Annotated in this window: 10 protein-coding genes; 9 read left to right on the top strand and 1 reads right to left on the bottom strand. The window is 70.7% G+C overall.

What is annotated here, in order from left to right:
• The first annotated feature begins 158 nt into the window (after positions 1-158).
• From ACGFU6_RS20135 to ACGFU6_RS20110, 6 genes are all read left to right on the top strand, one after another.
• Positions 159-1,370 (top strand): sensor histidine kinase, encoded by a 1,212-nt coding sequence (locus tag ACGFU6_RS20135; protein ID WP_393612497.1) that lies wholly within the window; start codon positions 159-161, stop codon positions 1,368-1,370.
• A gap of 247 nt (positions 1,371-1,617) precedes the next feature.
• On the top strand, positions 1,618-3,006 hold the full coding sequence (locus ACGFU6_RS20130; protein WP_393612495.1) for a sensor histidine kinase: 1,389 nt from the start codon (positions 1,618-1,620) through the stop codon (positions 3,004-3,006).
• A 176-nt stretch (positions 3,007-3,182) separates the two neighbouring features.
• On the top strand, positions 3,183-3,842 hold the full coding sequence (locus ACGFU6_RS20125) for a response regulator transcription factor (RefSeq protein ID WP_123527611.1): 660 nt from the start codon (positions 3,183-3,185) through the stop codon (positions 3,840-3,842).
• A 243-nt stretch (positions 3,843-4,085) separates the two neighbouring features.
• Positions 4,086-6,038, top strand: a complete 1,953-nt coding sequence (locus tag ACGFU6_RS20120; RefSeq protein ID WP_393612493.1) for a 2-oxoacid:acceptor oxidoreductase subunit alpha — start codon at positions 4,086-4,088, stop codon at positions 6,036-6,038.
• A 109-nt stretch (positions 6,039-6,147) separates the two neighbouring features.
• Positions 6,148-7,149 carry a 2-oxoacid:ferredoxin oxidoreductase subunit beta gene (locus tag ACGFU6_RS20115; RefSeq protein ID WP_393612651.1) on the top strand — a complete coding sequence of 334 codons (1,002 nt, stop codon included), beginning with the start codon at positions 6,148-6,150 and terminating at the stop codon, positions 7,147-7,149.
• 156 nt (positions 7,150-7,305) lie between these two features.
• Entirely contained in the window at positions 7,306-9,261 is a 1,956-nt protein-coding gene (locus ACGFU6_RS20110) for an APC family permease (RefSeq protein ID WP_393612491.1), read from the top strand.
• A gap of 16 nt (positions 9,262-9,277) precedes the next feature.
• Here the strand turns inward: ACGFU6_RS20110 and ACGFU6_RS20105 are convergent, their stop codons facing one another.
• Entirely contained in the window at positions 9,278-9,703 is a 426-nt protein-coding gene (locus tag ACGFU6_RS20105; RefSeq protein ID WP_393612489.1) for a winged helix-turn-helix transcriptional regulator, read from the bottom strand.
• Positions 9,704-9,811: 108 nt separating this feature from the next.
• Between ACGFU6_RS20105 and ACGFU6_RS20100 the strand changes: the two genes are divergently transcribed.
• From ACGFU6_RS20100 to ACGFU6_RS20090, 3 genes are all read left to right on the top strand, one after another.
• Positions 9,812-10,672 carry an SDR family oxidoreductase gene (locus ACGFU6_RS20100; protein ID WP_393612487.1) on the top strand — a complete coding sequence of 287 codons (861 nt, stop codon included), beginning with the start codon at positions 9,812-9,814 and terminating at the stop codon, positions 10,670-10,672.
• Positions 10,673-10,808: 136 nt separating this feature from the next.
• Positions 10,809-11,795 carry an EamA family transporter RarD gene (gene rarD / locus ACGFU6_RS20095; protein WP_393612485.1) on the top strand — a complete coding sequence of 329 codons (987 nt, stop codon included), beginning with the start codon at positions 10,809-10,811 and terminating at the stop codon, positions 11,793-11,795.
• Between the two features lie 106 nt (positions 11,796-11,901).
• Complete coding sequence (locus ACGFU6_RS20090; RefSeq protein WP_393612483.1) at positions 11,902-13,452, top strand: FAD-dependent monooxygenase; 1,551 nt, start codon at positions 11,902-11,904, stop codon at positions 13,450-13,452.
• The last annotated feature ends 46 nt before the right edge of the window (positions 13,453-13,498 follow it).

Here is a 13,498-nt window from a genome sequence, read left to right as displayed (position 1 = left end):
CGCTCCCTCAAACCTGTTCGACGATCTGTACGCACGGGAGTCTAGGCCCTGTAAAGGAACAGTAAGCAGTCGCGTCGGGCAACGGGTGGGGTTATCCCCACTTCACGCCACCCACGAGCCCCATGGCGTCCGGATGCCCCACCCGGCAGGCTGGGTACATGACCATGAGCCCGCAGGTACCCGGCAACGACCGGCCGCCGCCCGTCCGCATCGCCTTCGACACGTACACGTGGAAGGAGATCGCACATCTCCTCGCCAACCTTCCGATGGCGATCCTCGGGTTCGTCTACTCGGTGCTCATGATCGGCATCGGCGTCGGGCTCGCGGTCACGGTGATCGGTCTGCCCCTGCTGGCCGTCGGGCTCCAGGGTTCGCGGCTGATCGGCCGGGTCGAGCGCGGCCGGGCCCGGGGGCTGCTCGGGGTGCGGATCGACGAGCCGAGTCCGATGGCCCGGGTCCGCCGCGAGGAGGGGTTCTTCGCCTGGCTGTGGTCGAGCCTGAAGGATCCGGTGGGCTGGCGCGCGGTGCTGTACTCCTTCATCCGGCTGCCGTGGGGCGTGCTCACCTTCGCGGTGACGCTCGTGAGCCTCTTCGTCCTGTGGCCGGTACTCCCCTATACGGCGCGGTTCATGGCCAACGCCGACCGGGGCATGGTGCGCGGGCTGCTGTCGCCCTCCGACGAGCTGGAACGCCGCATCGCGGAGCTGGAGTCGGACCGGGGTGTGGTCGTCGACACCGCCGCCGCCGACCTGCGCCGCATCGAACGCGACCTCCACGACGGTGCCCAGGCCCGCCTCGTCGCCCTCGCGATGGGGCTCGGTCTCGCGAAGGAGAAGCTGACCGACGATCCGGAGGCCGCGGCCAAGATGGTCGACGAGGCGCACGGCGAGGTCAAGGTCGCTCTCCAGGAACTCCGTGATCTCGCCCGTGGCATCCACCCCGCCGTCCTCACCGACCGCGGTCTGGACGCCGCGCTCTCCGCCATCGCCTCCCGCTGCACCGTCCCCGTCACGGTGGGGGTGGATCTGCCGGGCCGGCCCGCGCAGGCCATCGAGGGCATCGCGTACTTCACCGTCTCCGAACTGCTCCAGAACGTCAGCAAGCACAGTGGGGCGCGCACGGCCTCCGTCGACGTGTGGCGGACGGCGGACCGGCTGCTGATCCAGGTCACCGACGACGGACGCGGCGGCGCCTCGATGGACGGCGGTACGGGGATGTCGGGGCTGGCCGAGCGACTGGGCGCCGTCGACGGGCTGTTCGTCCTGGACTCGCCGCCCGGCGGCCCGACCACCGTCACGGCGGAGCTGCCCTGGCGCGACCGGGAGAACGAGCATGCCGCCACCACCCGCGGCCGCCTGGAGAAGGCGTAAGCCACAGGACCGCAGCACCGCAGCACCACAGGACGGCAAAGCCGCACGACCGCATCACCGCACCACCGGCCCGGACACCTCCCATGGTGGGGAAAACCCCCGGCCGAAGAGGGAGACCGGCCTCATGGTGCGCCGTCGCCCGCCACAGCACCCTTGAAGAAGTACGGCACACGCGGACGGCGTGGGCGTAGCAACGGCAGCCCGGCACCACCACGATGAGCAGACGCGGAAGAAACGGATGGACGCCATGGCCATGGCATACGGACCGGACACACGGGACCAGCAGCGCTCGGGCACCGGCACCGGCTCCGGCACCGGTCCGGGCGCCGGGACCGGGGGCGAGCGTCCCGAGCGGAAGCACATGGTCCCCGCCGTACTGCGTGCCCCCGTCGAGGGCCGGACCTGGCGCGAGACCACGTATCTGCTGCTCAGCATGCCCCTCAGCATCGTGTTCTTCTGCCTCGCGATCACCATGACGATGCTGGGTGCCGGCCTGCTCATCACCTTCCTGGGCGTTCCGGTGCTGGCCGCCGCACTGGCCATGTGCCGCGGGTTCGGCGCGCTGGAGCGGGCCAGGGCACGGGGGCTGCTGCGGCTCGACGTGGCGTCGCCCGCACCGGTGCGGGGGCGGACCGGCGGGCTGATGTCGTGGGTCGGGGCGGTCCTGAAGAGCGGGGTGTCCTGGCGGCACCTGCTCTACTCCCTGCTGCACCTGCCGTGGGCGGTCTTCGGCTTCGTCGTCACGACGGTCCTGTGGTCCTGGGGCCTGGCGGCCTTCACCTACCCGGCGTGGCACTGGATCTTCCCGGCGTACACGGGCGTCGAGGGAGTCCAGCTGTACGGGGACGACGGCCACCAGATCTATCTGGACTCCCCCGCCGAGCTGGCCCTGACCAGCGCCGTCGGGCTGCTGTTCGTCCTGCTCACCCCGTGGATCGTGCGCGCCCTGACCTCGGTGGACCGGCTGATGGTGACCGGGCTGCTGAGCCCGTCCCGGCTGGCGACGCGGGTCACAGAGCTGGAGTCGGACCGGGGTGTGGTCGTCGACACCGCCGCCGCCGACCTGCGCCGCATCGAACGCGACCTCCACGACGGTGCCCAGGCCCGCCTCGTCGCCCTCGCCATGGATCTGGGGCTGGCCAAGGAGAAGCTGACGGCCGATCCGGAGGCCGCGGCCAAGATGGTCGACGAGGCGCACGGCGAGGTCAAGGTCGCCCTCCAGGAACTCCGCGACCTGGCCCGTGGCATCCACCCCGCCGTCCTCACCGACCGCGGTCTGGACGCCGCGCTCTCCGCCATCGCCTCCCGCTGCACCGTCCCCGTCACGGTCGAGGTCGACCTGACGTCCCGGCCGGCGCAGGCCATCGAGGGCATCGCGTACTTCACCGTCTCCGAACTGCTCCAGAACGTCAGCAAGCACGCCCACGCCACCCGCGCCTCCATCGACGTGTGGCGGACGGCGGACCGTCTGATGCTCCAGGTCACCGACGACGGACGCGGCGGCGCCGGCCTGACGTCGGGCAGCGGCCTGGCCGGTCTGACGGAGCGGCTGGACGCGGTGGACGGCATCCTGGTCGTCGAGTCCCCGGTGGGCGGCCCGACCAAGATCACGGCCGAACTCCCCTGGCGCGGCTGACCACCACCCCGCCGAGCCTCCTCCACCCCGGCGAGCCCGGCTTCACGGGCTTCCCCGGCGACGCAACCCTTCGAACGCTCGCGGCGTCACCGCCGATACTGGGATGCTGGATGCTGATCGGCATACGGGCGGGAACAGCTAGCGGTGGGGGAACAGACGTCGTGGTGGAGGACAGGGTGCGCGTAGTCATCGCCGAGGATTCGGTACTGCTCCGGGAGGGACTCACCCGGCTGCTGACCGATCTCGGCCATGACGTCGTGGCGGGGGTCGGGGACGCCGAGGCGCTGATCAAGACAGTGAGCGACCTCGCCGCCCAGGACGCGCTGCCCGACGTGGTGGTCGCGGACGTGCGGATGCCGCCGACCCACACGGACGAGGGCGTGCGGGCCGCGGTGCGGCTCCGAAAGGAGTACCCGGGCATTGGGGTACTGGTCCTTTCGCAGTACGTCGAGGAGCAGTACGCCACCGAGTTGCTGGCCGGATCCAGCCGCGGCGTGGGGTACCTGCTGAAGGACCGGGTCGCCGAGGTCCGGGAGTTCGTGGACGCGGTGGTCCGGGTGGCGCAGGGCGGTACGGCGCTGGACCCCGAGGTGGTGGCGCAGCTGCTGGGCCGGAGCCGTAAGCAGGACGTACTGGCCGGGCTGACGCCCCGTGAGCGCGAGGTCCTGGGCCTGATGGCGGAGGGGCGGACCAACTCCGCGGTGGCAAAACAGCTGGTCGTGAGCGATGGCGCGGTGGAGAAGCACGTCAGCAACATCTTCCAGAAGCTGGGGCTGTCCCCCAGTGACGGCGACCACCGGCGGGTGCTGGCCGTGCTGACTTATCTGAACTCCTGACGCCTCGGAACAGCTGCCGGCCGGGGCGTCCGCGACTCGCTCCACCGCCCCCTTCCAGTGAGGGTCCAACGAGGATCAGGGTGGCTGATGAATCATGGCGGGACGGCGTCCGACAGGCGTCTCAAAATGCCGTCCAACTTATGATCGGCCAGAGGAAGGCGACCCTTACAGACGTAGGGTGGGGCCTGGGACCGCCGGCGGGCCGGAAGGTTCCGAGCCACCGCGCCGAGGGAGGTCCAGTAAGTGACCAGCCAGGTCAGTAGCCCAGCCGAGCAGGCCGATGAGGCCAGTGACGCGCTCGTAGGGGGACAGCGTGCCCCCCAGTCCGCACCGGACATCGGTGACAAGGAGATCCGCCGTCTGGACCGGGTGATCATCCGTTTCGCGGGTGACTCCGGTGACGGTATGCAGCTCACGGGTGACCGGTTCACCTCGGAGACCGCTTCCTTCGGGAACGACCTCTCCACCCTGCCGAACTTCCCCGCCGAGATCCGCGCCCCCGCAGGCACCCTGCCCGGCGTCTCCTCGTTCCAGCTCCACTTCGCCGACCACGACATCCTCACCCCCGGCGACGCACCCAACGTCCTCGTCGCGATGAACCCGGCCGCACTCAAAGCCAACATCGCCGACGTCCCACGCGGCGCCGAAATCATCGTCAACACCGACGAGTTCACCAAACGCCCGATGGCCAAGGTCGGATACGCCACCAATCCCCTGGAGGACGGCTCGCTGGAGGCGTACAACGTCCACCCGGTGCCGCTGACCACCCTCACCATCGAGGCGCTGAAGGACTTCGGACTCCCCCGCAAGGAAGCCGAACGCTCCAAGAACATGTTCGCCCTCGGACTCCTCTCCTGGATGTACCACCGCCCGACCGAGGGGACCGAGACCTTCCTGCGGGCCAAGTTCGCCAAGAAGCCCCAGATCGCCGAAGCGAACGTGGCCGCCTTCCGGGCCGGCTGGAACTTCGGGGAGACCACCGAGGACTTCGCGGTCAGCTACGAGGTCGCCCCCGCCACCCAGGCCTTCCCCACCGGCACCTACCGCAACATCTCAGGAAACCTCGCCCTGTCCTACGGCCTGATCGCCGCCGGCCGGCAGGCGGACCTGCCCATCTACCTGGGCTCGTACCCCATCACGCCGGCCTCCGACATCCTGCACGAGCTCTCCAAGCACAAGAACTTCGGCGTGCGCACCTTCCAGGCCGAGGACGAGATCGCGGGCATCGGCGCCGCACTCGGCGCCGCGTTCGGCGGTGCGCTCGGGGTCACGACGACCTCCGGCCCCGGAGTGGCACTCAAGTCCGAGACGATCGGCCTGGCCGTGTCCCTCGAACTCCCCCTCCTCATCATCGACATCCAGCGCGGCGGCCCCTCCACCGGACTGCCCACCAAGACCGAGCAGGCCGACCTGCTCCAGGCCATGTACGGACGCAACGGCGAGGCCCCCGTCCCGATCGTCGCCCCGAAAACCCCCGCGGACTGCTTCGACGCCGCACTGGACGCCGCCCGGATCGCCCTGACCTACCGCACCCCGGTCTTCCTGCTCTCCGACGGCTACCTCGCCAACGGCTCCGAACCCTGGCGCATCCCCGAAACGGACAGCCTCCCCGACCTGCGCGTCCAGTTCGCCCACGCACCCAACCACGAACTGGCCGACGGCACCGAAGTGTTCTGGCCCTACAAACGCGACCCACAGACCCTGGCCCGCCCCTGGGCCGTCCCCGGCACCCCCGGCCTCGAACACCGCATCGGCGGCATCGAGAAACAGGACGGCACCGGCAACATCTCCTACGACCCCGCCAACCACGACTTCATGGTCCGCACCCGCCAAGCCAAGATCGACGGCATCGAAGTCCCCGACCTCGACGTCGACGACCCCGCAGGCGCGAAGACCCTGGTGCTCGGCTGGGGCTCCACGTACGGGCCCATCACCGCCGCCGTCCGTAGGCTGCGCGCCGCCGGACAGCCCATCGCCCAGGCACACCTGCGCCACATCAACCCGTTCCCCCGGAACCTCGGCGAGGTGCTGAAGCGTTACGACAAGGTGGTCGTCCCGGAGATGAACCTCGGGCAGCTGGCCACTCTCATCCGGGCCAAGTACCTGGTGGACGCGCACAGTTACAACCAGGTCAACGGCATGCCGTTCAAGGCCGAGCAGCTCGCGACGGCCCTCAAGGAGGCCATCGATGCCTGAGACCAACGAGCTTCTGCAGCCCAAGACCGCGACCCGGACCGGGGGCGAGACCGGGAGCGAGACAAACGAACTCCTTCAGCTGGTGCCGAAGTCCGAGGCCAAGCAGTCCATGAAGGACTTCAAGTCCGACCAGGAAGTGCGCTGGTGCCCCGGCTGCGGCGACTACGCCGTCCTCGCCGCCGTACAGGGCTTCATGCCCGAACTCGGACTGGCAAAAGAGAACATCGTCTTCGTCTCCGGCATCGGCTGCTCCTCCCGCTTCCCGTACTACATGAACACCTACGGGATGCACTCCATCCACGGCCGCGCCCCCTCCATCGCCACCGGACTCGCCACCTCCCGCCGCGACCTGTCCGTCTGGGTCGTCACCGGCGACGGCGACGCACTCTCCATCGGCGGCAACCACCTCATCCACGCCCTCCGCCGCAACGTCAACCTCAAAATCCTCCTCTTCAACAACCGCATCTACGGCCTCACCAAAGGCCAGTACTCCCCCACCTCCGAAGTCGGAAAGATCACCAAGTCCACACCCATGGGCTCACTCGACGCCCCCTTCAACCCGCTGTCGCTGGCCATCGGCGCCGAGGCATCCTTCGTCGCCCGCACCGTCGACTCCGACCGCAAACACCTCACCAGCGTCCTGCGCGCCGCCGCCGACCACCCCGGCACCGCACTCGTCGAGATCTACCAGAACTGCAACATCTTCAACGACGGCGCCTTCGAGGTCCTCAAGGACCGCGAACAAGCCCAGGAAGCCGTCATCCGGCTGGAGCACGGACAGCCGATCGTCTTCGGCACCGACAACACCAAGGGCGTCGTACGCGACACCCTCACCGGCGACCTGACCGTGGTCGCCGTCACCGAGGACAACAAGTCACAGATCCTCGTCCACGACGCACACGCCACCAGCCCCACCACCGCCTTCGCACTCACCCGACTCGCAGACACCGACACCCTCCACCACACCCCCATCGGGGTGCTCCGCAGCGTCGAACGGCCGGTCTACGACACGCTGATGTCGGAGCAGCTGGACACCGCCGTGGAGCGGAACGGCAAGGGCGACCTGGGCGCGCTGCTCGCGGGGACGGACAACTGGACCGTGATCGGCTAGCAGGCACCGCCGGCCGCACCGCCGGCAGTACGACGCGGCCCCCGGAGGAACGGTCTCATCCTCCGGGGGCCGCGTCGCGTCGCCGAACGGGCTGACTTTCCGGGTGCCCGGCGATTGCGGACCGGGCCCCGGCCGGTGCCCGCGCACCATGTGGCCATGACCCTGGACCGTCCGGCGTACCGCATCAAACGGCGACTGCTCGGCAGGCCGCTGACCACGGAACACATCAGCGAGGAGAAGCTGAACAACCGGACGGCGCTCGGGGTGCTCGCCTCCGACTGCATCAGCTCGTCCGCGTACGGCTCCGAGGAGATGCTCCGGGTCCTGGTGCCGGTAGTCGGCGCCGCCGCCTTCACCCTGCTCATGCCGGTGACGTTCGCGATCCTGCTGGTACTGCTGCTGCTGACGCTCTGTTACAGCGATGTGGTGACGATCTACACCCGGGCGGGCGGCTCGTACGTCGTCGCCCGGGAGAACTTCGGGCCGAACGTCGCGCAGGTCGCCGCCGTGGCGCTGCTCGTCGACTACATCGTCACCGTCGCCGTACAGGTCTCGGCGGGTACCAACGCCCTGATCTCGCTCGCCCATCTGGCGGGCGACGAGTTCACCGGCCTGGACCACCTCCAGCTGCCGGTCTCCGTCGGCGTGATCGTGCTCCTCGCGTACGGGAACCTGCGCGGGGTCCGGGAGGCGGGCCGGCTCTTCGCGCTGCCCGCGTACCTGTTCATGGCCGCCGTCGGGCTGGTCCTCGCCGTCTCCGCGGTGCGCGGGCTGACCGGCGGGCTGCCGCACGCCGACCTGCACGCCGCCGGGGTCGTGCCGCTCGGCACCCCGGGCGACGGCTGGCTCTACGGGGCCTCGCTCTTCATCGTGCTGCGCTCCTTCGCCAACGGCGGCTCGTCCCTCACCGGGCTCGAAGCGATCTCCAACGGGATCTCCGCGTTCCGTGAGCCCCAGGGGCGCAACGCGCGCCGCACCCTCATCACCATGAGCGTGATCCTCGGCGTCCTCGTACTCGGTGTCTCCACGCTGGCGCACTTCACCCACGCCGTCCCGTACACCGACGGCACGCCGACCGTCATCGCGCAGGAGGCCCATCTCGCCTTCGGCGGCGGGATCGTGGGCACCGTCGGGCTGGTCTTCGTGCAGCTGGCGACCGCGCTGGTCCTCTACACGGGTGCCAACACCCCGTTCACCGGTTTCCCGTATCTGGCCAGCTTCGTCGCCGAGGACCGGTTCCTGCCTCGGGTGCTGACCCGGCGCGGGCACCGCCTCGCGTTCTCCAACGGCATCATCGCGCTGACCGTCGTCTCGCTGGCGCTGCTGCTGGTGACCGGCGCCAGCGTGGACAAGCTGGTGGCGCTGTACGCGATCGGCGTGTTCACCGCGTTCACCATGGCGGGGGCCGGGCTCACCGTCTACCACCTGCGGCGCCGGGACCGGTACCGCAGGGCGAAGATCACGCTCAACGCGCTCGCGGCGGTCACCTCGGCCGCCGTCGTGCTGATCTTCGCGGTCACCAAGTTCACCGAGGGCGCGTGGCTGGTCGTGGTGATCTTCCCGCTCGGGGTGTGGACGCTGACCCGGATCAACCGCGAGTACCGGCGCGAGGCCGCCGCGCTCCAGGGCATCCAGGCCCCCGGCGCGGACCGGGCGGTGTACCGGCACCACCTGGTCCTGGTGCTGGTCGAGACGCTGGACCTGGCGACGCTGATGGCCCTGCGGTACGCCCATGAGCTGCGGCCCGACGAGATCCGGGCGGTGCACTTCTCGATCGACGAGGCGTACGCCGGACGGCTGGCCGCCCGCTGGGAGGCGACGTCCGCAACCGCCGTACCGCTGGAGCTGGTGGCGTGCCCGGACCGGCGGCTGCGCCACGCGATGAAGGAGCTCGCGTACCGCAGCACCGAGGACGGCGAGACCTGGCTGACGGTCCTGGTGCCCCGGCGGATGTACCGCAACGCGCTCGGGAAGCTGCTGCACCGGGGCACGGGCGAGAAGATGGGGAAGACGCTGACGCAGCTGCCCCACGTGGTGGTGACGATCCTGCCGTTCGACGTCTCACGGGCGCTGCGGGCGATGGACGAGCGGCACCGGCCGCATGCGGGCTGACCGCCCGGCGCACGGTTCAGCCGGAGCCCCGCTCGCTCGCGTCGTACGCGGCGCGCGCCGCGTCCACCGCGTCGAGCTGCCGCTCCGACCAGCGGGCCAGGCCCCACACCTGCTCGGCGGCCTCCCGGCCCGTCGCGGTGAGCGTGTAGTCCACCCGGGGCGGGATGACGGGCTTGGCGTCCCGGTCCACGAAGCCGTCGCGCTCCAGCGTCCGGAGCGTCTGCGACAGCATCTTCTCGCTGACCCCGCCGACCTCGCGGCGCAGCTCGCTGAAGCGGTACGAGCGCTCCAGCAGGGCGGCGAGCACCAGGACCCCCCAGCGGCTGGTGACGTGTTCGAGCACCACCCGGGAGGGGCACATCGGCTCCCGCACATCCGGCCGCCGCGCCGAGCCGGCCACCTCGCTCCCGCTGCTCACGCCACTCACCGTGCTTACGCTCATGCCAGTACCTTACTTCAAAGTGCGTACTTTCATTTAGTTAGCGCTATACGTAAGGTGAGCAGCAGAACGCACGAACGGAACATGAGCACCTAAAGAGGAGCAAAACCCATGAGCATCGTCGTCACCGGAGCCACCGGAGAGCTCGGCCGCCTCGTCATCGACCAGCTGCTGGCCACCACCCCCGCCGCCGGGATCGCCGCCGTGGTCCGGAACAAGGAGAAGGCCGCCGGTCTCGCCGCCCGGGGCGTCGAACTCCGGATCGCCGACTACGACCGGCCGGAGACCCTGGCCGGCGCCTTCCGAGCCGGTGACCGGGTCCTGCTGATCTCCGGCAGCGAGGTCGGCAGCCGGGTCGCGCAGCACACCTCGGTCATCGACGCGGCCAAGACGGCGGGCGTCGCGCAGCTCGCGTACACCGGCATCCTGGGCGGCCCCGACGCCGACTTCCTGCTGGCCGACGAGCACAAGGTGACCGAGCAGCTGATCCTCGACTCCGGCCTGCCGTACACCTTCCTGCGCAACGGCTGGTACACCGAGAACTACACGGCCAACCTGGCGCCCGTCCTGGCCCACGGCGCCGTCGTGGGCAACGCGGGCGACGGCAGGATCGCCTCCGCCACCCGTGCGGACTACGCCGCCGCGGCCGCCGCCGTACTGACCGGCGAGGGCCACCTGGACCGGGCCTACGAGCTGAGCGGCGACGTCGCCTGGTCGCTCGACGAGTACGCCGCCGAGGTGGCGCGGGCGTCCGGCAAGGAGATCGTCCACAACGACGTACCGGCCGCCGCGCACCGGGAGATCCTGGTCGGCGCCGGCCTGCCGGCCGACTTCGCCGCGATCCTGGTGGACGTGGACGAGGCGGTGCGGCGCGGGCGCCTCGCCGGTACCAGCGGCGACCTGTCCCGGCTGATCGGCCGCCCGACGACCCCGCTCGCACAGACGGTCGCGGCGGCGGTCGCCGCCCAGTAGGACCCCGGCGGGGCGGGCGACAGCGCCCCGGGCCCGGTGTCATGACCGTCTGGCGATACGGCAATGACACCGGGCCCGGTCGGCGCTACCTTCGTCTGGCTGACGAAGCGTCGACGCACATCTGCCGGGAGGGCCCGTGAAGGGGACAAACGAACAGCGGGCCGGACTGCTGGCCGGATTCGCCGCCTACGGGCTGTGGGGCATCGTCCCGCTGTTCTGGCCACTGCTGAAGCCGTCCGGCGCGGTCGAGATCCTCGCCCACCGGATGGTCTGGTCCCTCGGCGTCGTCGGCATCGCACTCCTCGTGCTGCGCCGCTGGGCCTGGATGGGGGAGCTGCTGCGGCAGCCCCGGAAGCTGGCGCTGATAACGGTCGCCGCGGTCGTGATCAGCATCAACTGGGGCCTGTACATCTGGTCCGTGAACCACGGGCACGTCGTCGAGGCCTCGCTCGGCTACTTCATCAACCCGCTGGTCACCATCGCGATGGGTGTCCTGCTCCTGGGCGAACGGCTGCGCCCCGTGCAGTGGGTGGCGGTCGGCACGGGCGTGGCGTCGGTGCTGGTCCTGGCGATCGGCTACGGGCAGCCGCCGTGGATCTCGCTGGTCCTGGCCTTCTCCTTCGCGACGTACGGCCTGATGAAGAAGAAGGTGAACATGGGCGGCCTGGAGTCGCTCGCTGCCGAGACCGCGGTGGTGTTCGTGCCCGCGCTCGGCTATCTGCTGTGGCTGGGCGCACGGGGCGAGTCGACGTTCACCTCCGGGGGCGCCGGTCACGCCGCGCTGCTCGCCTCGACGGGGGTGGTGACCGCGGTGCCGCTGATCCTGTTCGGGGCGGCGGCGATCCGCGTACCCCTCTCGACGCTCGGCCTGCTGCAGTATCTGGCGCCGGTCTTCCAGTTCATCCTGGGAATCGTGTACTTCCACGAGGCGATGCCGCCCGAGCGATGGGCCGGTTTCGGCCTGGTCTGGCTGGCGCTCACGCTGCTGACCTGGGACGCGTTGCGGACGTCGCGGCGCACGAGGATGCAGGCGCTGGCCGCGCGGCAGGCGGCCGCGAAGCACTGCGAGCCATCCGCAGACGGTTCCGCCTCCTCCTCCGCGATGACGACCCCGACACCCTGACCCGCACCGCGTACGGCACACCGCACACCATTAATTACTCGGTTGCTTTTTTAACTCGGTTACGTTTCTATGGGTCCCAACGGACCCGGCGAACCGAGGAGCAGGCATGCCCGAGACCCAGACCACCGTGCTGATCGTGGGAGCCGGGCCGACCGGCCTGACCCTGGCCGTCGACCTGGCCCGGCGGGACATCGGGGTGCGGATCATCGACAAGTCCCCTCGATTCCCGCGCAGTTCCCGCGCCAAGGGCCCCAACCCGCGTTCGCTGGAGGTCCTGGAGGACCTCGGCGTCGTCGAGCGGGTGCTGGCCGCCGGGTCGGCGCCGCTGCCCATGCGCAAGTACCGCTCCGGAGAGGTGATCGCGCAGACCGACCCGTTCGCGGCGGCGCGCCCGGCACCGGACGCCCCCTACGACCGGCCCTGGCTGATCGCCCAGTGGCGGCTGGAGGAGATCCTGCGTGCCCGGCTCGCGGAGTACGGCGTACGGGTCGAGCTCGGCGCCGAACTCGTGGGGCTGGCCCAGGACGACGACTCCGTGACGGCGTCCCTGGCGGGCGGCGGGGAGATCGGAGCCCGGTACGCGGTGGGCTGCGACGGCGGCCACAGCGCGGTGCGCAAGCTGCTCGGCGTCCCGTTCGAGGGCCGCACGGACGAGGCGCAGGCGATGGTCTGCGGCGACGTCGAGGCGCAGGGGCCGGAACGCGGCGTCTGGCACCAGTGGTTCGACGAGGACGGCGGCGTGATGCTCTGCCCGATCCCCGGCACCCGGTCGGGCTGGTGGTTCCAGGCCGCCCCCGAGACCGACGCCGACGGCCGCCACGTACCCCCGTCGCTGGAGAGCTTCCAGCGGCTCTTCGCCAAGCACACCCGGCTGCCCGGCCGCCGGCTCTCACGGGCCACCCTGCTCTCCGCCTACCGGGTCAACGAGCGCCTGGCGGACCGCTACCGGGTGGGCCGGGTGTTCCTGGCCGGCGACGCCGCGCACGTGCACGCCATCGCGGGCGGCCTGGGCATGAACACCGGCATCCAGGACGCGTACAACCTGGGCTGGAAGCTCGCCAGGACCGCCACCGGGCGGGCGGCGCCGGAGCTGCTCGACACGTACCAGGAGGAGCGGCTGCCGATCGCGGCCCGGACCCTGGACATCACGTCGGAGCGGCTGCGGGCCACGCTGGAGGCGATCAAGGAGCCGGGCGGCGGCCTGGACTCGGCGGTCACCCCGCAGACCTACGGCCTGGGCGACGGCTACCGCTGGAGCTCCCTGGCACCCTCGGGCGCCACCGCCCGGCTGCTCGCGGGCGACCGCGCACCGGACGCACCCTGCGCCGACGCGGCCACCGGGACGCCCCGCCGGCTGTTCGAGGCCTTCGCCGGACCGCACTTCACCCTGCTCGGCTTCGGCAGGGGAACGGCCCCGGCCCTGCGCGAGGCGGCCGCCGCGCACGCCGGTGAACTGCGGGCGCACGGAGTGGACGCGGGCGACGCCGGGGGGCTGGCCGACACCGGGGGCCACGCCCGCTCGGCGTACGGAATCGGACCGGACCAGGACGTCCTCGTACTGATCCGCCCGGACAACCACGTGGGGCTGATCGCGCCGGGCGGGGACCACCGGGCCGTGGCCGCGTACCTGAAGGGTGCGGCATTGGAGCGAGCTTGAGCGAGTCACAGGGGCTCGTCCCCCTGCTGACCCGCTGCTTATATTT

Origin of the sequence: Streptomyces sp. NPDC048462 (assembly GCF_043200175.1) — a bacterium.
Classification (GTDB): Bacteria; Actinomycetota; Actinomycetes; order Streptomycetales; family Streptomycetaceae; genus Streptomyces.
This window is presented reverse-complemented; position numbering and strand designations above follow the sequence as displayed.